The organism is Burkholderia sp. THE68, from assembly GCF_009938265.1.
Taxonomy (GTDB): Bacteria; Pseudomonadota; Gammaproteobacteria; order Burkholderiales; family Burkholderiaceae; genus Caballeronia.
In genome coordinates, this window is record NZ_AP022316.1 from 1,291,946 (window position 1) to 1,311,648 (window position 19,703).

The 19,703-nt window shown below is 64.5% G+C and carries 20 protein-coding genes; 12 read left to right on the plus strand and 8 right to left on the minus strand.

The annotated features are described in order from the left end of the window. The first annotated feature begins 9 nt into the window (after positions 1–9). From BTHE68_RS19540 to BTHE68_RS19570, 7 genes are all read left to right on the plus strand, one after another. Positions 10–939 (plus strand): NAD(P)-dependent methylenetetrahydromethanopterin dehydrogenase, encoded by a 930-nt coding sequence (locus BTHE68_RS19540; protein ID WP_162067887.1) that lies wholly within the window; start codon positions 10–12, stop codon positions 937–939. Beyond that, positions 936–2,111 (plus strand): ATP-grasp domain-containing protein, encoded by a 1,176-nt coding sequence (locus BTHE68_RS19545; RefSeq protein WP_162067888.1) that lies wholly within the window; start codon positions 936–938, stop codon positions 2,109–2,111. Before BTHE68_RS19540 ends, BTHE68_RS19545 begins: the two co-directional genes overlap by 4 nt. Beyond that, positions 2,108–3,112, plus strand: a complete 1,005-nt coding sequence (gene mch / locus BTHE68_RS19550) for a methenyltetrahydromethanopterin cyclohydrolase (protein ID WP_162067889.1) — start codon at positions 2,108–2,110, stop codon at positions 3,110–3,112. The genes BTHE68_RS19545 and mch overlap by 4 nt, the downstream gene beginning before the upstream one ends. Next, complete coding sequence (locus BTHE68_RS19555; protein WP_162067890.1) at positions 3,109–4,038, plus strand: ATP-grasp domain-containing protein; 930 nt, start codon at positions 3,109–3,111, stop codon at positions 4,036–4,038. Before mch ends, BTHE68_RS19555 begins: the two co-directional genes overlap by 4 nt. Beyond that, entirely contained in the window at positions 4,025–4,897 is an 873-nt protein-coding gene (locus tag BTHE68_RS19560) for a triphosphoribosyl-dephospho-CoA synthase (RefSeq protein ID WP_162067891.1), read from the plus strand. The genes BTHE68_RS19555 and BTHE68_RS19560 overlap by 14 nt, the downstream gene beginning before the upstream one ends. A 172-nt stretch (positions 4,898–5,069) precedes the next feature. Next, the gene (fae, locus tag BTHE68_RS19565) at positions 5,070–5,579 is read left to right on the plus strand and encodes a formaldehyde-activating enzyme (RefSeq protein ID WP_162067892.1); all 510 of its coding nucleotides are present in this window, start codon (positions 5,070–5,072) and stop codon (positions 5,577–5,579) included. Between the two features lie 70 nt (positions 5,580–5,649). Further along, positions 5,650–6,039, plus strand: a complete 390-nt coding sequence (locus BTHE68_RS19570; RefSeq protein ID WP_061180290.1) for a hypothetical protein — start codon at positions 5,650–5,652, stop codon at positions 6,037–6,039. Positions 6,040–6,688: 649 nt separating this feature from the next. On the opposite strand, the gene BTHE68_RS19575 is transcribed toward BTHE68_RS19570, so the two are convergent. After that, on the minus strand, positions 6,689–7,180 hold the full coding sequence (locus tag BTHE68_RS19575) for a dihydroneopterin aldolase (RefSeq protein ID WP_162068285.1): 492 nt from the start codon (positions 7,178–7,180) through the stop codon (positions 6,689–6,691). 350 nt (positions 7,181–7,530) lie between these two features. On the opposite strand from BTHE68_RS19575, the gene BTHE68_RS19580 reads away from it, so the two are divergent. The 3 genes from BTHE68_RS19580 to BTHE68_RS19590 are packed head-to-tail and all read left to right on the plus strand — an operon-like array spanning position 7,531 to position 11,584. Further along, the gene (locus BTHE68_RS19580; protein ID WP_162067893.1) at positions 7,531–9,609 is read left to right on the plus strand and encodes a sigma-54-dependent Fis family transcriptional regulator; all 2,079 of its coding nucleotides are present in this window, start codon (positions 7,531–7,533) and stop codon (positions 9,607–9,609) included. Further along, entirely contained in the window at positions 9,606–10,205 is a 600-nt protein-coding gene (locus BTHE68_RS19585) for a flavoprotein (RefSeq protein ID WP_162067894.1), read from the plus strand. Before BTHE68_RS19580 ends, BTHE68_RS19585 begins: the two co-directional genes overlap by 4 nt. Further along, positions 10,184–11,584, plus strand: a complete 1,401-nt coding sequence (locus BTHE68_RS19590) for a DUF6513 domain-containing protein (protein WP_162067895.1) — start codon at positions 10,184–10,186, stop codon at positions 11,582–11,584. The genes BTHE68_RS19585 and BTHE68_RS19590 overlap by 22 nt, the downstream gene beginning before the upstream one ends. Here the strand turns inward: BTHE68_RS19590 and BTHE68_RS19595 are convergent. Beyond that, positions 11,581–12,129, minus strand: coding sequence for a thioredoxin family protein (locus BTHE68_RS19595; protein ID WP_162067896.1), 549 nt, complete (start codon positions 12,127–12,129; stop codon positions 11,581–11,583). The genes BTHE68_RS19590 and BTHE68_RS19595 overlap by 4 nt on opposite strands. A 98-nt stretch (positions 12,130–12,227) precedes the next feature. On the opposite strand from BTHE68_RS19595, the gene BTHE68_RS19600 reads away from it, so the two are divergent. Beyond that, positions 12,228–12,530 carry a hypothetical protein gene (locus tag BTHE68_RS19600; RefSeq protein ID WP_162067897.1) on the plus strand — a complete coding sequence of 101 codons (303 nt, stop codon included), beginning with the start codon at positions 12,228–12,230 and terminating at the stop codon, positions 12,528–12,530. Next, positions 12,527–12,907 carry a type II toxin-antitoxin system VapC family toxin gene (locus BTHE68_RS19605; protein WP_162067898.1) on the plus strand — a complete coding sequence of 127 codons (381 nt, stop codon included), beginning with the start codon at positions 12,527–12,529 and terminating at the stop codon, positions 12,905–12,907. The genes BTHE68_RS19600 and BTHE68_RS19605 overlap by 4 nt, the downstream gene beginning before the upstream one ends. A gap of 40 nt (positions 12,908–12,947) precedes the next feature. Here the strand turns inward: BTHE68_RS19605 and fba are convergent, their stop codons facing one another. From fba to BTHE68_RS19635, 6 genes are read right to left on the minus strand one after another with little or no spacing between them, the layout of a single operon-like run. Beyond that, positions 12,948–13,985, minus strand: a complete 1,038-nt coding sequence (gene fba, locus BTHE68_RS19610) for a class II fructose-bisphosphate aldolase (RefSeq protein ID WP_162067899.1) — start codon at positions 13,983–13,985, stop codon at positions 12,948–12,950. Positions 13,986–14,014: 29 nt separating this feature from the next. After that, entirely contained in the window at positions 14,015–16,066 is a 2,052-nt protein-coding gene (gene tkt, locus BTHE68_RS19615; protein WP_162067900.1) for a transketolase, read from the minus strand. Positions 16,067–16,104: 38 nt separating this feature from the next. Further along, positions 16,105–16,977, minus strand: a complete 873-nt coding sequence (locus BTHE68_RS19620) for a phosphoribulokinase (protein WP_162067901.1) — start codon at positions 16,975–16,977, stop codon at positions 16,105–16,107. Positions 16,978–17,025: 48 nt separating this feature from the next. Beyond that, positions 17,026–18,120, minus strand: a complete 1,095-nt coding sequence (locus tag BTHE68_RS19625; protein WP_162067902.1) for a class 1 fructose-bisphosphatase — start codon at positions 18,118–18,120, stop codon at positions 17,026–17,028. A gap of 17 nt (positions 18,121–18,137) precedes the next feature. Continuing rightward, the gene (gene cbbX / locus BTHE68_RS19630) at positions 18,138–19,052 is read right to left on the minus strand and encodes a CbbX protein (RefSeq protein ID WP_162067903.1); all 915 of its coding nucleotides are present in this window, start codon (positions 19,050–19,052) and stop codon (positions 18,138–18,140) included. A 12-nt stretch (positions 19,053–19,064) separates the two neighbouring features. Further along, the gene (locus BTHE68_RS19635; RefSeq protein ID WP_162067904.1) at positions 19,065–19,484 is read right to left on the minus strand and encodes a ribulose bisphosphate carboxylase small subunit; all 420 of its coding nucleotides are present in this window, start codon (positions 19,482–19,484) and stop codon (positions 19,065–19,067) included. Between the last annotated feature and the right edge of the window lie 219 nt (positions 19,485–19,703).

Genomic DNA, 19,703 nt, shown 5'->3' on the forward strand with positions numbered 1-19,703 from the left:
TCCATCGCCATGCCCGAAGCCACCGAAAGACCCTACGTTCTGCACATGTTCACCAGCACGCCGCAGATGAGCCCGTTCGATGTGAACATGGCCGCCGACGCCGGCTATCAGATCCTCGTGCCCTACTGCAACGTCGACGAGGACAGCGTCGTGCAACTCACGCAGGACGCAATCTTCTCGCGCGGTCCGAAGGGCGTGTCGCGCACGGGCATCTTCATCGGCGGACGCGATGTGATGCTCGCCGCCGACATGCTCGAACGCGCCCGCAACGCGATGGTCCCGCCCTTCGAAGTCTCCGTCTTCACCGATCCGAGCGGCGCGTACACGACCGCCGCCGCGCTCGTCGCACTCGCGGAAAAGCATCTGAAAACCGCGCATTCCGTCGATCTCGGCGGCAAGCGCGTGCTGATACTCGGCGGCACGGGCGCGGTCGGACGCGTGGCGGCGGCGATGGCCGCATCGCTCGGCGCGGACGTGGCCGTCGCCAGCCATTCGAGCCATTCGCGCGCGACGCAGGTGAGCGACGAGATCAATCGCCGTTTCGATATCGCGACTTCGGGTGTCGCGACCGGCTCGCCCGATCAGCTGCATCGCGAACTCGCGCGCGCCGAAGTGGTGTTCGCGACGGCGGTCGCCGGCGTGCAGGTGATGACCTCCGCCGATCTCGCGCATGCAAAGAACCTCCTGATCGCCGCCGATGTCAACGCCGTGCCGCCCGAAGGCATCGCGGGCGTCAACGTGATGGACGACGGCAAGCCGCTCGCGGGCGCGGCGCGCGCCGACGCGGTCGGCATTGGCGCGCTGGCGATCGGCAATGTGAAGTACCAGGCCGAGCATCGGCTCTTTCTGCGCATGCGCACCGGCGGCAAGCCAGTCTATCTCGGCTTCCCCGAAGCGTTCGACGAAGCCCGCGCGATCGTCGCGGGACAGAGTTCATGATGTCAGCCGACGTCTCGCGCGCGCCGCGCATCGCGGTGGCCGGCCTGTCCGCGCGGCTCGTCGCGCAATCGGCCGCGCGCGCGGGGCTGAACGTCGTCGCGCTCGATATCTTCGGCGACCGCGACACGCGCGAACACGCGGGCATGTGGTTCGATATCGGTGGCAATGGGCTGTCGATCGATCGGACGCGTCTTTTCGATGCGCTCGAACATGCCGCGCGCCTGCCGCGCATGCTCGGCCTCATCGTGACGAGCGGGCTCGAATCGCTCGCGGGCGAACTGTCGCGCGCGCCGGGCGTGCCGCGCTTCATCGGCAACGGCGCTCAGGCGGCGGCGGTGCGCGATCCGCGGCGTTTCTTCGCGCTGCTCGACGAGGCGCACATCGCGCATCCGGAAGTGCGATACGCGATGCCCGAGTCGCGCGATAACTGGCTCATGAAGCGCTCGGATGGCTGCGGCGGCACGCATATCGAATGGGCTGCGAATGTCGAACGCGCGCCCGCCTGCGCGTACTTTCAGCGGCTCGCGCAAGGCCGCTCGATGTCCGCCTTGTTCCTCGCCGCGCATCGCGAGGCGGCGGTGATCGGCTTCGCGGAGCAATTGACGGTCGAGGCGGGACGCCTGCCTTTCGTGCACGCGGGCTCGCTCGGGCCGGTGCGGTTGCCGCCGCACGTCGCGGCGCGCATCGTCGACGCGATCGACAGGATCGTCTGGCAGACGGATCTGACGGGCTTGAACAGCATCGACTTCCTGCTCGATGGCGACACCTTCAGCGTGCTCGAAATCAACACGCGCCCGTCCTCGACGATGGCGCTCTACGAAGCCGCATGGCCCGACGCGTGGCCGCGCGGGCTGGTCGGCGCGCATCTGGATGCGTGTCTGCATGGCGAACTGCCGCACACGCCCGACATGCTCGCGCGCACGCCGCCGCTCCACGCCGGACAGCGCGTGGTATTCGCATATGAAGGCTTCACCGCGTCTCGCGCGTTCAGCGATGCATGCTTCGCCGACCCCGCGTGTCACGACATTCCGCTCGTCGGCGCGCGTATCGAAGCGGGTCAGCCCGTTTGCACGATGACCGTGTCCGCGCCGGCGTTCGACGATTTGCGCTGCGCGCTGGACCGCGAGCACGCGCGCCTTCTGCAACGCATCGAAACCCTATCGCGACCATGACTTCAACTTTTCAGGCGGACGCCGCGCTGAGCGTCAACGCATCGAGCGAGCGGCTCGTCGCGCGTCTCATCGACGATGCCGCGCGCCTTCACGTCGACGTCACGCGCACGGACGGCGGCACCGTGATCGTCGATGCGGGCGTGAACGCAAAGGGCAGCGCCGACGCGGGCATCCTGATCGCGCGCATCTGCATGGGCGGGCTCGGACGCGTCGCGCGGCGCGTCGCGTTCGATGACGCGCCGCTCTGGCCGGGCTTCATCGAAGTGCATACGAGCAATCCGGTGCTCGCCTGCCTCGCGAGCCAGTACGCGGGCTGGAGCCTTTCGGCGACCAAGGAACAGACGGGCGGCAAGAAGTTCTTTTCGCTCGGCTCGGGCCCGGCGCGCGCGCTCGCGTGCAAGGAGCCGCTATTCGACGAACTCGGCTATCGCGACCGGCATGAGCGCGGCGCGCTCGTGATGGAAGTGGATCGGCTGCCGCCGCAAGTCGTCATCGACAAGGTGCTCAAGGACTGCGGCCTCGAAGCGCAGAACCTCGTGATCGCCGTGACGCCGACGCACTCTGTCGCGGGAACGGTGCAGGTCGTGGCGCGCGTCGTGGAAGTTGCGCTGCACAAGACGCACGTGCTGGGCGTCGACCTGGGCGAGATCGTCGAAGGCAGCGGCAGCGCGCCTTTGCCGCCCCCCGCGCCCGACGGCATACAGGCGATGGGCCGCACCAACGACGCGATCCTCTACGGCGGCCGCGTGCATCTGACGGTCAAAAGCGACGCGGTCGCGAAACGCCTCGCGGCCGAACTGCCTTCGTCGAACGCGCGCGATTACGGGCGTCCGTTCGCCGATATCTTCACGTCGTTCAACTACGACTTCTATCAGATCGACCCCGCGCTCTTCGCGCCCGCCGAGGTGTGGGTGTCGAGCCTCGAAAGCGGCGCGACGTATCACGGCGGCAGGGTCGACAAGCCGCTGCTCGATGCGCAATGGCTCGGAGACGCGTCATGAGCTTTCGCGTCGCGATCATGACCGATGAAACCGGCTGGCACACCGGCCGACTTAAAAAAGCGTTCCGCGCGCGCGACGTGGAAGCGCGTTGCGTCGATCTCGCCGCATGCCGCATCGACACGACATGGAAGCCACACGGCCTCGCGATTCCCGGCTTCGGCCACACGCTGCCCGACGCGGTGTTCGTGCGCGGCATCGCGGGCGGCACGTTCGAGCAGGTCACGTTGCGGCTCGGCATATTGCACGCGCTGCGCGAATCCGGCGTGCCCGTCTATAACGATGCGCGCGCGATCGAGCGCAGCGTCGACAAGTCGATGACGAGCTTTCTGCTCAACCGCTACGGCGTGCCGACGCCCGCCACATGGGCGGGCGAATCGCCTGCGCATGCGCGGCGCGTGCTGATGCGCGAGGCGGCGGCGGGCCGGCAAGTCGTCATGAAGCCGCTTTTCGGCTCGCAGGGCAAGGGCCTGATGAAGCCCGGCGTGAGCCTGCCGCCGCTCGAAGCCTTCAGTCAGGTCGCGTATCTGCAGCGTTTCGTCGATGCGGGCGAACCCGGCTTCGACTGGCGCGTGCTCGTGATCGGCGGCCAGGCGGTGGCGGCGATGAAGCGCGTCGGCGGCGACGACTGGATTCACAACTTCGCGCGCGGCGCACGCTGCGAGCCGGCGCAACCGTCGCCCGCGCTCGCTGACATCGCCGTGCGCGCGACGGCGGCGCTCGGGCTCGACTACGCGGGCGTCGATCTGATCGCGGCGGAAGGCGGGCGGCCCGTCGTGCTCGAAGTGAACGGCGTTGCGGCGTGGCGCGGGCTGCAATCCGTGACGCCGCTCGATATCGCGGCGCTGCTCGTCGACGATCTGCTCGATCGCAAGTGCATCGCATCGAAGGGCGCGCTCGCGCTCGCCAGCGGCGATGAACGCGTTTGACGCGCCTCGTGCCGAACGCGCGCGCACGGCATTCCTGCGCGCGTGCCGGCTCGATGTCGAAACCATGAAGCCGGGCAACGTGAGCATCGCAAGCGCGGGGCACGGCATGACGTCGGCGCAATTCATCGCGAGCGCGGGCACGGCGGCGGCGGGCCTCTTCACGCCGGGCGCACGCGTGGGCGCGCGCATTCTCGACGCCGTGCGCCGCACGTTCGATGCGGTCGGCTGCAACACGAATCTCGGCATCGTGCTGCTCGCCGCGCCCTTGTGCGCCGCGCTCGAAAGCTTCGATGCGAGCGAACCGGTCGATGCACGGCGCTGGCATGCGGCGACGCAACGCGTGCTCGCCGAGCTTGATATCGACGATGCGCGGCTCGCCTATCGCGCGATCGCGCTCGCCAATCCGGGCGGCCTGGGCGACGCGCCCGAGCAACCGGTGCACGCGCCGCCGACCGTCAGCTTGCGCGCGGCGATGGCCCTCGCGGCGGATCGCGACAGCATCGCGCGTCAATACGAGAACGGTTTCGCCGATATCTTCGACGCGGGTCTCGACGCGGCCGGCGCGATCGGGCCGGCGACGGAGCATCGCGCGATGCTCGAGGCGTTCCTGAGCTTTCTCGCCACGTGGCCGGACTCGCACATAGTGCGCAAGCAAGGCGCGGCGGTGGCGCAAAGTGTCACGCGCGATGCGGCGATGCATCGCGCGAACTGGCGCGCGGCGGGACGTCCTGCGGCATCTGCCGCGCTCGATGCGTGGGATGCCGGATTGAAGGCGCGCGGCATCAATCCGGGCACGAGCGCGGACCTCGCGGTGGCGACGCTCTTCGTTGCGCTGATGACTTCATCGATGAATGCATGAAGTCTGCCCGCGCGAACAAAAAATTGGCACGGAACATGTTAGGAAGTTCGCGGTTGAGCGGTCGCATCGGAAAGTCCGGTCGAACGCGAGCCTTGCGCGGCTTTGAGTCTTACCGTCGCGAGTCGAGAGCAAGTCGCTAGTCCCGAGAACCACACATCACTGGAGGAACAGCATGGCCAAGATCAACCGCGTCCTGGTAGGAGAGTCGCTCGTCGGCGATGGCAACGAGGTCGCACACATCGACTTGATCATCGGACCGCGAGGTTCCGCTGCCGAGACGGCGTTCTGCCACGCGCTCACGAACAACAAGGATGGCTTCACGTCGCTACTCGCCGTGGTCGCACCGAATCTGATGACCAAGCCGAACACGATTCTCTTCAACAAGGTGACGATCAAGGGCGCCAAGCAGGCCGTGCAGATGTTCGGCCCGGCGCAGCGCGCGGTCGCGATGGCGGTCGCCGACAGCGTGGAAAGCGGCGTCATTCCCGCCGATGAAGCCGACGATCTGTTCATTTGCGTCGGCGTGTTCATCCACTGGGAGGCGGATGACGACCAGAAGATTCACGATTACAACTATCAGGCGACGAAGGAATCGATTGCGCGCGCGGTGGCGGGCGAGCCGTCGGCGCAGGAGGTAGTATCGAAGAAGGGCTCGATGTCGCATCCGTTCTCACCGAGCTGAAACCGTGTGGCCGGTGCGTACGTGCTGGTGTGCCGGCCGTTTTTCATTTCATGACCATGAGGCTTATCGCATGACCCCACGTTGCTGCGCGTTGACGGTGCTCACCTGCCTCTCGCTGATTTCGCCGCTTTCGATCGCCGCGACGGGTGGCGGGGGCGCCGCCGCGCCCGCCAGGACTCACGATTATCCGACCGAAGGACGCGTGGAATACGTGCTCGGATGCATGGACGACAATGGGCACGATTTCGCCAACGTCTATAAATGCTCGTGTGCGATCGACAAGATCGCGAAGGTGCTTACTTATGATGATTACGTCGAGCAATCGACGTTTTCGAAGTATGCGACGTTGGGTGGGGAGGGGGGAGCGGAGTTTCGGGTCGATCGCGCGAAGGCGCAGACCAAGCGGTATCGGGATTTGCAGAAGGATGCGTTCAAGGCCTGCGGGATCAAGGGGAAGTGAAAGGGTCGGCTTGGGGTTGTTGTCGCTGGATCCCGTATTCGTGTCGGTTTATTGGCGTTGCCCCTGTGCGGGGCGGCAGTCACTTTCTTTGCTGCTGCAAAGAAAGTAACCAAAGAGAGCAGCTTGAGCCGCCCGCGGTCACACGCAATTTGGGCATTCTTCTCCTCGCTCGTGGCGTCTGTAGCGAGTGCCCTCGTAGGCCCCATCGGGCTTGGACCGCGCACGGTCTGTCACATCGCGCCGCGTGCGTAGCTGGTTCAGCACGAATTGGCTCCGGCCCGCTACGCGGCCGATGGGTCAATCGGGACTGCGTGGGCCTCTGCGTTTCTCTTTGCTCGTTGGTTTCCCTTGCATACCCAACGGCAGCGCGTAGCGCTGTGCCGAAGCTATTTCGTGCTGAACCGGCGTCCTTTGGGTACTAGCTTGTCAGACCGTGCGCGGTCCACGCCCGGTTAGGCCTACGAGGGCACTCGCTACAGACGCCACGAAGGAGGAGAAGAACACCCAAATTGCGTGTGACCGTGGGCGTGTCGGGCTGCTTTCTTTGGTTACTTTCTTTGCAGCAGCAAAGAAAGTGACTGCCGCCCCGCACAGGGGCAACGCCAATAAACCAACACGAAACCGGGATCCGGCGAAAAACCAAAACCAATCACTCCGGCACATACCCCCTGCCGATCCAGGCAAGACTAACCTGCGCCCCCTTCCGGGCATCGGAATCCACCAACCGCCGCCGTTCGATCACAACCCCCACCGCATCGACATCATCGAACTTGGCTGGCTTGGCCAGCGTCACCCTGACCCAGTGCGCCCCGAAATCCGCGATAAGCATCTGCGCAATCCGTTCCGCGAGCGCCTCAAGCAACTGCAACCCATGCGACGCGAGGAGCCCATGAATCGCTTCCCGCACTGCCGCATAATTCACCGTATCCTCGATCCTGTCCGTCGCGCACGCGCGCAGAAACGGCACACCGATGGCAAGGCTCATCCGCACCGTCTGCGGATCATGCAACTCGCTCTTGTCAATACCGATAACCGTCTGCCCGGTGAGTCCCTCGATATACACGACATCCATCGCACCGGCGGAACCGCCAGGTTGCGCCGCAACATGAACAGCTTCGCGAATCGGTTCGAATCGGCCCATATGCCTGTCGCCGCGCACAGCGGCCCGTGAGAGAAAACCCGGCGCCCATCGCCGAATCCATCTGTAAGCAGCAAGCAAAAAACGGGCGCGTTTGTGCATCTCTATGCGACTCCTTATTGAATCGATGCGTCATAGGATGTAAAGTTTTTGAGAACCGGGCCGGATCGGGTCGCAGACAGCACCTGAAACACCCCGACTACCCGGCCACGAGGCGCGCCTGCGAGCGGAACAGCGAGACATCCGCACCAGGCAGCACAGCCGCAGCGCCAGCGTAAAACACAACAGATACGGCGCCGGACGGCCGCGCGATCCCCGCGCACCGGAATGCGGCGCAACGGAGACTTGCCCCCATGTCGTCGCTTGCTGACGTAGACACGCATGTCCGGGAAGTGCTGAACATCGTCAATAATCCGCTGGCCGCACGCCGCGCCAGCGATTCGGTCGCGCAATCGTGGCTGCGGTGCCTCACGGAATTCAGGCTCGATCCCGGCCGCTTCGTCATGCCGCCCGTGCTCACGCAGCACGAACTGAACGACCGCCGCGAAGCCGCGAGCGATCTCATCGCGTGCTCGAAGCTCGAAATGACGACGCTGTATCAGCAGCTCGCCGATCCGGAACTCGCCGTCGTGCTCGTCGATGCGGACGGGGTCATCGTGCATCAGGTGTCGTCGGTGCCGTTCGGCGAAGCCGTCGCCGCCGACGGTCTGCGCGTCGGCGCGCTGTGGAGCGAACGCGAGGCAGGCACCAACGGCATGGGCACGTGCCTCATCGAGCGCGACTGCATCGCCGTATGCCAGCACGAACATTTCTATCCGCGCTATACGTCGCTCACATGCTCGGCCGCGCCGATCTTCGATGAGCGCGGCACGGTCGTCGGCGTGCTCGACGTGACGAGCCGCTCGAAGCTCCTGCAGCAGCATTCGCTCGTGCTCGTCGGGATGTCGCGGCAGATGATCGAAAATCGTCTGATCGATGCGCGCTACCGGCACGCGAACCTGATTCACTTTCATAGCCGGCCCGAGTTCGTCGGCACTCTGCACGCGGGCAAGCTCGCGGTCAGCGACGAAGGCGTCGTGCTCGCGGCGAGCCGCAGCGCGCTCTTTCAGCTCGACCTGCGCTCGCCCGGCGAGTTGTGCGGCAAGCGCATCGAGGAGGCGTTCAACGCGACGCTCGAAGACATGATCGCGCGCAGCATCCGCGGCTCGTTCCATCCGGTGACGGTCTATAGCGCGAAGGCGAACAGCCGCTTTTTCCTCACGGCGCAGACGCCGCGCGATGGCACGAACGGCACGACGCGCATCCTCATGAACGATCCGGTCTCGCGCGATCTGTCCGCGCCGGGCGCGCGCGCCAAAGCGCCGAAGAAGGACATGCGCGAGCCCGCCGCGACCGGACGTCTCGACAAACTCGCGCATCTGGAATTCGGCGACCCGCGCATGGCCTCGCAGATTCAGCTCGCGGCACGCGTGATCCAGCGCAAGATCCCGATCATCCTGCGCGGACAAACCGGCACCGGCAAGGAAGTCTTCGCCAACGCGCTGCACAGCATCAGCCCGAACGGCACGGGTCCGTTCGTCGCGGTGAACTGCGCGTCGCTGCCGGAGAATCTGATCGAAAGCGAATTGTTCGGCTATCGCGCGGGGGCGTTCACGGGCGCGCAGCGTGAAGGCCGGCGCGGCAAGATCGTGCAGGCGAACGGCGGCACGCTCTTTCTCGATGAAATCGGCGATATGCCGCTCACGCTGCAGGCGCGTCTGCTGCGCGTGCTCGAAGAACACGAGGTGACGCCGCTCGGCGCGGAAACCACCGTCAAGGTGGACTTTCAGCTGATCAGCGCGAGTCACCGCAATCTCATCGAACTCGTGCAGACGGGCATGTTCCGCGAGGACCTGTACTACCGCCTGAACGGCATCGAGATCAACCTGCCGCCGCTGCGCGAACGCGCCGATGCGCTCGCGCTCATCGGCCATATTCTCGAAACCGAATCCGACGAACCGCCCGCGCTCTCCGCCGAAGCGCGGCAGGCGCTGCTCGCGTATCCGTGGCCGGGCAATATCCGTCAGTTGCGTCATGTGCTGCAAATGGCGATCGCGCTCTGCGACGGGCCTGAAATCCGCTGCGCGCATCTGCCGCCGGAGATCGTCAACGGCGCGGGCACGACGACCACCGCGACCCGCGCGCCGAGTCCCGCCGCGAGCACGCCGCTCGCACATCTCGCCGAAGACGCCGACACCTCGTCGCTCAACGCAATCCAGGTCAAGGAACGCGAGACCGTGCTGCAGCTGCTCGACGAGCATCGCTGGAACGTGAGCAATGTGGCGAAGGTGCTCGGCATCAGCCGCAACACGCTGTATCGGAAGATGCATCGTCTGCATATTCGCCTGTCGCACGATACGCCTGCATCCGACAACCCCGCATCCGACGCATGACGCAACCCACGCCTGCCCGCCGGCTCGACGAGTTCAAGCCCGACGCGCGCTTCGCGTGGTGCGTGACCGGCTCCGGTCACATGCTCGAGGAATCGATCGCGCTCGCGCTGCGTCTGCCCGGCGTCGATCTGTTTCTCTCCGCCGCCGGCGAGGAGGTGCTGCCGCTCTATGGCTGGACACTCGCGAAGCTGCGCGAGCGCTTCAAGGTCTTTCGCGACAACAGCGCGAGCAGCGTGCCCGTCGGCATGATCTATGGCGGCGAATATCACACGGTCGTGATCGCGCCCGCGACGAGCAATACCGTCGCCAAATGCGCGTTCGGCATCTCCGATACTTTGCCCACCAATCTCTATGCGCAAGCCGGCAAGCAATGCGTGCCGGGCATCGTGTTCGCTTGCGATACCGCGCCGTCCGTCATCACGCACGCCCCGAAGGAATGGGTCGAAGTGAGGCCGCGCGCGATCGAGTTCGAGAACGTCGAGCGGCTCGCGCGCTTCGCGCACACCACCGTGGCCCGCTCGCTCGAGGATCTCGAAGCCGCGCTCGATCAACGCCTGTCGGACCTGCAGCTCGCATGGAACACATCGTCTTCCTGACCGGCCGGCTCGCGCAATTGAGCCTTCAGCAAGTGCTCGAAAGCATCGCGCCCGTCGCGAAGAAATCGCCCTTTACGTGGGAAGTTCGCGAGATCGGCCTGCAGGTCGCGGGACTGATGACCGCCGACATGGTGCGCCGGCGCGTCGCCGTTCCTCTGACCGAAGGCACGAGCCGCATGATCCTGCCCGGCCGATGCCGCGGCGATCTCGATGCCCTCACCGCGCACTACGGCGTGAAGGTCGAGCGCGGTCCCGAGGAAGTGAAGGACCTGCCGCAGTTCTTCGGGCGCGAGGCACGGCATGTCGATCTGTCGCGCTACGAGACGGAGATCTTTGCGGAAATCGTCGATGCGCCGCGACTCGATCTCGATGGCATCGCGGCGCGCGCGCGCGAATATAAGAGACAAGGCGCGGATGTCATCGACATCGGTTGCCTGCCCGAGACGGCGTTTCCACATCTCGAAGATGCCGTGATGATGCTGAAGGAGCAAGGCTATCGCGTGAGCGTCGATTCGATGCGCGACGAAGAACTCGTGCGCGGCGGGCGCGCGGGCGCGGATTACGTGATGAGCCTCAATATCGATACGTTATGGATTGCTGATAAAATCGCCTCGACGCCGATATTGGTGCCGCGCGAGCCCGCGGACGTCGCCTCGCTCGACAGCGCGATCGACGCACTGACGAAGCAGGGCCGCGCCTTTCTCGCCGATCCGATTCTCGATCCGATTCCGTTCGGGCTCGCAGCGTCCATCGCGCGCTATGTGTCCTTGCGCGAGCGCTATCCCGATGTGCCCATCATGATGGGCGTCGGCAACGTGACCGAACTGACCGAGGCGGACACGAGCGGCATCAACGCGGTGCTGTTCGGCATGGCAGCCGAGTTGCGGGTGGCCGCCGTGCTGACGACGTCGGTGAGTCTGCACGCGCGGCGCGCCGTTCGCGAAGCCGACGTCGCGCGCCGCGTGATGCATGCCGCGCGCGAAACGCAGACGCTGCCCAAGGGCATTTCAGGCGATCTGTCGGCGCTGCATGCGAAGCGGCCGTTTCCCTACGATGCCGACGAAATCGGCGTATTCGCCGCTGCGGTGCGCGATCCGAATTTTCGCGTGCAAGTTTCGGCGGATGGCATTCATGTCTATAACCGCGATGGACATCACGTCGCAGTCGATCCGTTCGCGCTGTATCCGGAACTCAAGGTCGAGAACGACGGCGGCCATGCGTTTTATCTCGGCGTGCAGCTCGCGCGCGCAGAAATCGCGTGGCAACTGGGCAAGCGCTTCGATCAGGATCAGCCGCTCGACTGGGGATGCGAGGTCGATCGGCCAGACGACGATCTGATGGCGTGGCATGCGCCAGGAAGCACGAAGCAGAAAAGCTAGGCCTTCCATTTGATCGAGCAGCCGAGCGCCGGGTATTGCTGCCCGGGCGCTTCGCCGTGCTGCGCTATCGAGCGCATCGCTTCGAACAGATCGCGGCGCGCATCGGGCATCGCTTCCTTGCGCGAGGCGTCGATGCGGCCGCGATATTTCAATCGCAAGTCCCGGTCGAAGCCGAAGCATTCCGGCGTGCATACCGCCCCGTAGGCGCGCGCGATTTCCTGCGTCTCGTCATGCAGATAGGGGAACGGGAGATTCCATTCCTGCGTGACTGCAATCATGCGGTCGAAGGCGTCGTCGGTGTAGACGCTCGCGTCGTTCGAATTGATGCCCGCCATGTTGATGCCGATGTCCTTCAGCGCGCGCGCGTCGCGAATCAGGTTCGGTATCGCGGTTTTCACGTAGGGACAGTGATTGCATATGAACACGATGACGAGACCGTTTTTGCCTTTCAGCGAATCGAGCATGTAGGTCTGGCCGTCGGTCGCGGGCAGCGTGAATGCGGATGCTGTCGCGCCGAGTTCTGCGGTTGGCGATTCGGTGGGCATGAGATAGCTCCCAATTTTTTGGCTTGGCCGTTCGGCATATTGGCGGGTTAGTCGGACTCCGTTAGCATGAAGGCTCTTTTTAGTTATCCGGAGTAATCGTGTATATCTTTAGTGTCGAAGAAGCGCAGAAAGATCTGCAGAAGCTGTTGGAACTCGTAGCGGACGGGAAGGATGTGGCTATCGGTGGCGAGCGTCCGGTGTTACTGCTCAAGGTACGGTCGGTCAGGAATTTCGATAACGACCATCCTGACGCCACTGGTTCGATCATCGTGTTCGACCCCGAAGACGAGAGCGCCTTCGAGGATGAATCCTTCAAGCCCTTGCCCGATGACATCATCGAACAGATGGTCAACGGTCCAATTTTTCCGGAAGAAATCAACGTCATCCAAGAGAGCCGATGATGCGTGTGCTGCTCGATTCTCATGTCTATATCTGGCGTGTGTCGAAAGATCGGCGACTACCCGCTCGTATTCGAAAATCGATTGATGAGGCGGAGCAGGTCTACGTCAGCACGGCCACCATCTGGGAGCTGTCGATCAAGGCTGCGCGCGGCAAGCTGGACCCGCGCGCCGCACGAACCATCGACGAGCTTGAAGCGCAACCGTTCATCGTGCTTCCTGTTCAACTCAAACATGCTCTCGCGGTGCGTACCATGCCTGACCTGCATCGCGATCCGTTCGATCGCCTGTTGGTTGCACAGGCGCGGACGGAAGTGCTCAGATTCCTGACTGTCGACAGCGAACTCTCCGAGTATCTTGCCGAAACGACACCCGCCTGACCCAGCGCCGCCCGCCCCGAGCCAACGAGCGGCGTTCCCCTCAGTGATACTTCCGCGCCATCGCCTCCAGCCCCAGCGGCCTGATTCTATCCGCATGCCCCGCGCAACCGAACGCCTCGAACCGCTCGATACACAACTCCCGCGCCGCCGCCGTCGCGGCCTTCAGCGCGTGCCGCGGATCGAACTCCGACTTCGCCGACGCCATCGCGCGGCGCATCGCGCCCGTCATCGCGAGACGTATATCCGTGTCGATGTTCACCTTCCTCACGCCGTTCGCGATGCCGCGCCGGATTTCCTCCACCGGCACGCCGAAAGTCGCCGGAATGTCGCCGCCATGTTCGCGGATAATCGCGAGCCATTCCTGCGGCACCGACGACGACCCGTGCATCACGAGATGCGTATCCGGCACGCGCGCGTGAATTTCCGCGATGCGGTCGATCGCGAGAATATCGCCCGTCGGCTGGCGGCTGAACTTGTACGCGCCGTGCGACGTGCCGATGGCGATCGCGAGCGCATCGATGCCGGTCGCCTCGACGAACGCGCGCGCTTCGTCGGGGTCGGTCAGCAGGCGATCGTGGCTCAGCGTCCCTTCCGCGCCGACGCCATCCTCCTCGCCCGCGCGCCCCGTCTCCAGCGAGCCGAGACAGCCCAGTTCGCCCTCCACCGATACGCCCACCGAATGCGCCGCCTCCACGACGCGCCGGCTCACCTCCACGTTGTAGTCGTAATCGGCGGGTGTTTTCTGATCGGGCATGAGCGAGCCGTCCATCATCACGGACGTGAAGCCCGAGCGGATCGCCTGCTGGCACACGGACGGACTCGCGCCATGATCCTGATGCAGCACCACCGGAATATCCGGATGCGCCTCGACGGCAGCAAGCACCAGATGCCGCAGATACGGCTCGCCCGCATACTTGCGCGCGCCCGCCGACGCCTGCAGGATCACGGGACTTCGCGTCGCCTCGGCCGCCTGCATGATCGCGTGCACCTGCTCCATGTTGTTGACGTTGAACGCGGGCACGCCGTAGCCGTGCTCCGCCGCGTGATCCAGCAACTGCCTCAATGCGATGAAAGCCATCGTGATGTCTCCATGCAAGTAGCGAAAATTCAGGCCGCCACGCGGCGCGCTTCCTCGACGAGCGCGTCGGTCGTCACGCCGAAGTGCGCGAACAGTTCGCTCGCGGGCGCGGATTCGCCGAAGCGGTCGATGCCGATCACACCGCCCTTCAAACCCACGTACTGCCGCCAGAGCGACGTGACGCCCGCTTCGATCGCGACGCGCGGCACGCCTTCCGGCATCACGCGTTCGCGCCACACGTTGCATTGACGATCGAATACGGTGGTCGACGGCATCGACACGACGCGCGCCAGAATGCCCTCTTGCTTCAGCGGCTCGACAGCCGCGAGCGCGAGCGCCACTTCCGAGCCCGTCGCGATCAGCACGACGCGGCGCGCATCGCGTTCGCATGTCGAGGGCCAGTCGGCGAGCACGTAGCCGCCGCGCTCGATGCCGTCGATCTGCGCCTCGTCGCGCGGCACGAACGGCAGGTTCTGGCGCGACAGCAACAGACACGAAGGCCGGTCGCGCTCGACGGCGCTGATCCACGCCTGCATCGTCTCGACCGTATCGCAGGGACGCCACACGTCGAGGCCCGGAATCATGCGCAGGCTCGCGGCATGCTCGATCGGCTGATGCGTCGGGCCGTCCTCCCCGAGACCGATCGAATCATGCGTGAAGACGAACACCGTGCGCGTCTTCATCAATGCGGCCATGCGCAGCGCGTTGCGCGAGTAGTCGGAGAAGGTGAGGAAGGTCCCGCCGAACGGCAGATAACCTCGATGCAGCGCGACGCCGTTCAGCACCGCGCTCATGCCGAACTCGCGCACGCCGAAGTGGATGTAATTGCCCTTTTCCGGCGCGGCGGTTACATCGACCGCGTCCTTCCAGCGCGTGAGGTTCGATCCGGTCAGGTCGGCCGAGCCGCCGAGCAGTTCGGGCAACGCGCGCGCGAGGCCCTCGATCGCGAGTTGCGAGGCCTTGCGCGTCGCGACCGTCTGCCGCGCGCGGTCCGCGTCGCGCACCAGCGCATGCGCGGTGTCGCGCCAGTTCGCGGGCAGCGCGCCGCGCGCACGGCGCTCGAACTCGGCGGCTTCGCGCGGAAACACGCGGCGATAGGCGTCCATACGGCGATGCCAGTCTTGCTGCGCCGCCGCGCCGGCCTCGCGCGCGTCCCACGACGCGCGGATCGAAGACGGAATCTCGAACGGCGCATGCGTCCAGTCGAGCGCGCGGCGCGTCGCATCGACTTCGTCGGCGGGCAGCGGCGCGCCATGCACGTCGTGCGTGCCGGCCAGCTTCGGCGCGCCAAGGCCGATCACCGTCTTGCAGCAGATGAGCGTCGGACGATCCGACTCGCGCGCCAGTTGCAACGCGTGCGACACGTCGTCGACATCGTGGCCGTCCACCGCGCGCACGACATGCCAGCCGTAGGACTCGAAGCGCTTCGGCGTATCGTCGGCAAACCAGCCGTCCACGTGGCCGTCGATCGAAATGCCGTTGTCGTCGTAGAGCACGGTGAGCTTGCCGAGCCGCAACGTGCCCGCGAGCGACGCTGCCTCATGCGACACGCCTTCCATCAGACAGCCGTCGCCCACGAACACATACGTGCGATGATCGACGATCTCATGCCCCGGCCGATTGAACTCGCGCGCGAGCAAGGCTTCAGCCAGCGCCATGCCGACCGCATTGGTCAAACCCTGTCCGAGCGGCCCGGTCGTCGTTTCGACGCCTGGCGTCACGCCCACTTCCGGATGCCCGGGCGTCTTGCTGCCCATCTGCCGAAAGCGTCTGATCTCGTCGATGGACACGTCATAGCCGCTCAGATGCAGCAGCGCGTAGAGCAGCATCGAGCCATGACCGTTCGACAGCACGAAGCGGTCGCGATCCGGCCAGTCGGGATCGGCGGGGTTGTGCTTCAGATGACGTCCCCACAGTGCGACCGCGATCTCCGCCATGCCCATCGGCATGCCGGGGTGACCGGAGTTCGCCTGGCTCACGGCATCGACGGCGAGCATGCGCAGCGCGTTCGCCATCTGGCGCGTATCGTGTGAGTCGGGTGAGCGATTAAGTCGGGGCAAAGCTTCAGCGACGGCATTCATGAGATGCCTCCTTTCGATGCGAAGATGAGAAACCTGTCTCAGGCGCGCGCGCAGCGGTCGCGCAACTGCAGAATCATCGGCGTGAAGATGAGCTGCATCGCGAGACCCATCTTGCCGCCCGGCACGACGATCACATTCGGGCGCGACATGAACGAGTCATGCAGCATCGTCAGCAGATACGGAAAGTCGATGCCCTTCGGCTTGGCGAAGCGGATCACGACGAAGCTCTCGTCGGGCTGCGGAATCTCGCGCGCGGTGAACGGGTTCGACGTATCCACGGTCGGCACGCGCTGGAAATTCACATGCGTGCGCGAGAACTGCGGACAGATGTAGTTCACGTAATCGGGCATGCGGCGCAGGATCGTATCGACGACCGCCTCGTGCGAATAGCCGCGCATCGTCTGATCGCGATGCAGCTTCTGAATCCATTCGAGATTGATGATCGGCACCACGCCGACGAGCAGATCCGCATGACGCGCGATATCGACCTTGCCGGTCACCGCGCCGCCATGCAGGCCTTCGTAGAACATCATGTCCGTGCCGGGCGTGATGTCTTCCCACGGCGTGAAGGTTCCCGCGTCCTGCCTGTAGTGCGCGGCTTCGCCTTCATCGTGGACGTAATGGCGAAACTTGCCGCCGCCCGTTTCGCCGTAGGTATCGAACAGGGTTTCGAGTTCTTCGAGCAGGTTTGCTTCCGGCCCGAAGTGGCTGAAGTTGACGAGGCCGTCGCGTTCGCTCTGCTTCATCGCCTCGCGCATGCCGAGACGATCGTAGCGATGAAATGCGTCGCCTTCGACGATTTGCGCATTGATTTTTTCGCGCCTGAAGATATGCGTGAAGCTCTTCATGACGGTGGTGGTGCCGGCGCCGCTGGAGCCCGTCACCGCGACGATCGGATGCTTGACTGACATGCGCTTGCCTCCCTGCTGTTATGTAATGAGCGCTGTTTCAGATGCGATTCACGCTTGCGTTTCCGGCAGGAACAACGAGCGTTCCTTGAACAACGGCGACGTGAACGGCTTGTCCTCGCCGCGATCGTATTCGCCGTGATAGCGCTGAATGCGCTGGACTTCGTTGCGTGAACCGAGAATCACCGGCACGCGTTGATGCAGTGCTTTCGGCTCGACATCGAGAATGCGCTCGCGTCCCGTGATCGACAGTCCGCCCGCCTGTTCGACGAGGAAGCTCATCGGGCTTGCTTCGTAAAGCAGACGCAGGCGCCCTTCCATCTCGGGCGTCTTGAAGTCGCGTGGATACATGAAGACGCCGCCGCGCATCAGGATGCGATGCACTTCGGCGACCATCGACGCGATCCAGCGCATGTTGAAGTCCTGCGTGCGGCAGCCGGTGCGGCCGTCCTTGCATTCCTGCACGTAGCGGCGCACGGGCGGCTCCCAGAAGCGCTCGTTCGATACGTTGATCGCGAACTCGCATGAATCCTCGGGAATGCGGATATCGGAATGCGTGAGCACGAAGTTGCCGACATCGCGTTCCAGCGTGAAGCCGTGCGTGCCATTGCCGACGGAGAGCACGAGCATCGTCGATGGGCCGTAGATCGCGTAGCCCGCCGCGACCTGCTCGCGGCCGGGGCGCAGGAACGCGGCTTCGTCGGCGGGTTGGTCTTCGTCGGCGCCGCGTCTGAGCACGGAAAAGATCGAGCCGACCACGCCGTTGATATCGATATTCGATGAGCCGTCGAGCGGATCGAACGCGAGCAGATACTCGCCGCGCGGATAGGCATCGGGAATCGCATAGACTGCGTCCATCTCTTCCGACACCATGCCCGCGAGCAGTCCGTCCCATTCGCAATGCTGCAGGAAGATGTCGTTGGTCACGAGGTCGAGCTTCTTCTGTTCCTCGCCGTGCGTGTTGATCGAATGGGCCGTGCCGTGCTGTCCGCCGAGCGCGCCGCGCGTCAATGCGGCGGCGATCGTCTTGATCGACGCGGCCACATCGATCAGCAGCGCCGACAGGCCGCTCGCCGCTTCGGGACCGGGCTTGCGGTCCAGCGTGTCGATCAGGAACTTCGATAAGGTCGTGCGTCCATCCTGCATCGCGCTTCTCCCTGTCGTCATGAATCGGTGAACACGCGGCTCGCGCGGATATCGCTCGCGTCGAGTTGCATCAGCGCGTGGGCGTCGGCAGCGCCGCTGCCGCTTTCGGCGGCCGCGAAAAGACGATTTGCCTGACGCAGGCGCGCGCGGTCGAGCGCATTGCGCACCGAGCGCGCGTTGGCGAAGTTCGGTTGCCTGATGCGGCGTGCGAGATACTCTTCGAAGGCGCGGCGCGCGTCGTCGTCGAAGCGGTAGTGCATGTCGGTCAGCATGTGCTCGGCGATCTGCAGCAGCTCATCGGGCGCATAGTCCGGAAACACGAGGTGATGCGCGATGCGCGAACGAAAGCCCGGATTGCTGTGGAAGAACGTTTCCATGCGCGATTCGTATCCCGCGAGAATCACGACGAGATCGTCGCGCTGGTTTTCCATGGTCTGCAGCAGGATTTCAATCGCTTCCTGCCCGTAGTCGCGCTCGTTCTCCGGGCGATACAGGTAATAGGCCTCGTCGATGAACAGCACGCCGCCCATCGCGCGCTTGAGCACTTCGCGCGTTTTGGGCGCGGTGTGGCCGATGTACTGGCCGACGAGGTCGTCGCGCGTCACCGAGACGAGATGATTGCGGCGGATATAGCCGAGCCGGTGCAGCACCTGCGCCATGCGCAGCGCGACCGTGGTCTTGCCGGTGCCGGGATTGCCCGAGAAACACATGTGCAGCGTGGGCGCACCCGACGCGATACCGAGCGTCGCGCGGGCGCGCTCAACGAGCAGATGCGCGGCGATCTCGCGGATACGAGTCTTGACAGGCGCAAGACCGATGAGATCGCGGTCGAGTTCCGCCAGCACTTCGCCGATGCGCGATTCGCGATAGAGCGCCATCAGATCGGCATGTGTTGCGAGGGCTTCCTTTTCGAGCGTGGCTTCGGCGCTCATGATTTACTCTCCTCATCGATAGCGCTCGCCGCTCGGACGATCGGTGGCGTAGGTGCGGATCGCGTAGCGCTGCACGCGGCTTCTTTCGTCCTGGCGTTCGAGGCGGAAGCCCTGTTCCTGTTCGGGGCGGTTGACCATGAATGACAGGCGCATGGTTTCGAAACCGCGTACCGAGTCGAAAGCGTTCACCTTGATGTAGTGATCGGGGTAGGTCTTGCGGCAGGCGTTCACTTCCATCAGCACGCCGGCGGCGTCGTGGAGATCGAACATGGGGAGGCCCCACATTTCCCAATAGGTGTTTCGAGGGTGGGGATCGTCGGTGAATTCCACCGAGCAGGCCCAGCCTTGATCTAATGCGTAGTTGATCTGGGCGGAGATTTCCTCATCGGTCAAGGGAGGAAGGAAAGAGAAGGTTCCTTGTGTTATGAGCATTTCGGTATCCTGAAGTTGATGGGTTTCATTCGGGGAATCCTGTGATCGTGTCGGTCTATTAGCACTGCCCCTGTGCGGGGCGGCAGTCACTTTCTTTGCTGCTGCAAAGAAAGTAACCAAAGAAACAGCTTTCCCCATCCAAAGTACTTCATGCCGGCCCCGGCACAGGCGAACATCTAGGGCACAGCAGTAGCGAGTGCCCTCAAAGGCCAGACCGGG

Bases quoted from the DNA above. Each gene is read 5' to 3' on its own strand.
- fba (WP_162067899.1), bottom strand. From the start codon at position 13,985: ATGGCTTTCATCGCATTGAGGCAGTTGCTGGATCACGCGGCGGAGCAC.
- BTHE68_RS19625 (WP_162067902.1), bottom strand. From the start codon at position 18,120: ATGCAGGATGGACGCACGACCTTATCGAAGTTCCTGATCGACACGCTG.
- BTHE68_RS19540 (WP_162067887.1), top strand. From the start codon at position 10: ATGCCCGAAGCCACCGAAAGACCCTACGTTCTGCACATGTTCACCAGC.
- BTHE68_RS19620 (WP_162067901.1), bottom strand. From the start codon at position 16,977: ATGTCAGTCAAGCATCCGATCGTCGCGGTGACGGGCTCCAGCGGCGCC.
- BTHE68_RS19635 (WP_162067904.1), bottom strand. From the start codon at position 19,484: ATGCTCATAACACAAGGAACCTTCTCTTTCCTTCCTCCCTTGACCGAT.
- cbbX (WP_162067903.1), bottom strand. From the start codon at position 19,052: ATGAGCGCCGAAGCCACGCTCGAAAAGGAAGCCCTCGCAACACATGCC.
- BTHE68_RS19560 (WP_162067891.1), top strand. From the start codon at position 4,025: ATGAACGCGTTTGACGCGCCTCGTGCCGAACGCGCGCGCACGGCATTC.
- fae (WP_162067892.1), top strand. From the start codon at position 5,070: ATGGCCAAGATCAACCGCGTCCTGGTAGGAGAGTCGCTCGTCGGCGAT.
- BTHE68_RS19585 (WP_162067894.1), top strand. From the start codon at position 9,606: ATGACGCAACCCACGCCTGCCCGCCGGCTCGACGAGTTCAAGCCCGAC.
- BTHE68_RS19575 (WP_162068285.1), bottom strand. From the start codon at position 7,180: ATGGGCCGATTCGAACCGATTCGCGAAGCTGTTCATGTTGCGGCGCAA.
- BTHE68_RS19605 (WP_162067898.1), top strand. From the start codon at position 12,527: ATGATGCGTGTGCTGCTCGATTCTCATGTCTATATCTGGCGTGTGTCG.
- BTHE68_RS19580 (WP_162067893.1), top strand. From the start codon at position 7,531: ATGTCGTCGCTTGCTGACGTAGACACGCATGTCCGGGAAGTGCTGAAC.
- BTHE68_RS19590 (WP_162067895.1), top strand. From the start codon at position 10,184: ATGGAACACATCGTCTTCCTGACCGGCCGGCTCGCGCAATTGAGCCTT.
- mch (WP_162067889.1), top strand. From the start codon at position 2,108: ATGACTTCAACTTTTCAGGCGGACGCCGCGCTGAGCGTCAACGCATCG.
- BTHE68_RS19595 (WP_162067896.1), bottom strand. From the start codon at position 12,129: ATGCCCACCGAATCGCCAACCGCAGAACTCGGCGCGACAGCATCCGCA.
- BTHE68_RS19555 (WP_162067890.1), top strand. From the start codon at position 3,109: ATGAGCTTTCGCGTCGCGATCATGACCGATGAAACCGGCTGGCACACC.
- BTHE68_RS19570 (WP_061180290.1), top strand. From the start codon at position 5,650: ATGACCCCACGTTGCTGCGCGTTGACGGTGCTCACCTGCCTCTCGCTG.
- BTHE68_RS19545 (WP_162067888.1), top strand. From the start codon at position 936: ATGATGTCAGCCGACGTCTCGCGCGCGCCGCGCATCGCGGTGGCCGGC.
- tkt (WP_162067900.1), bottom strand. From the start codon at position 16,066: ATGAATGCCGTCGCTGAAGCTTTGCCCCGACTTAATCGCTCACCCGAC.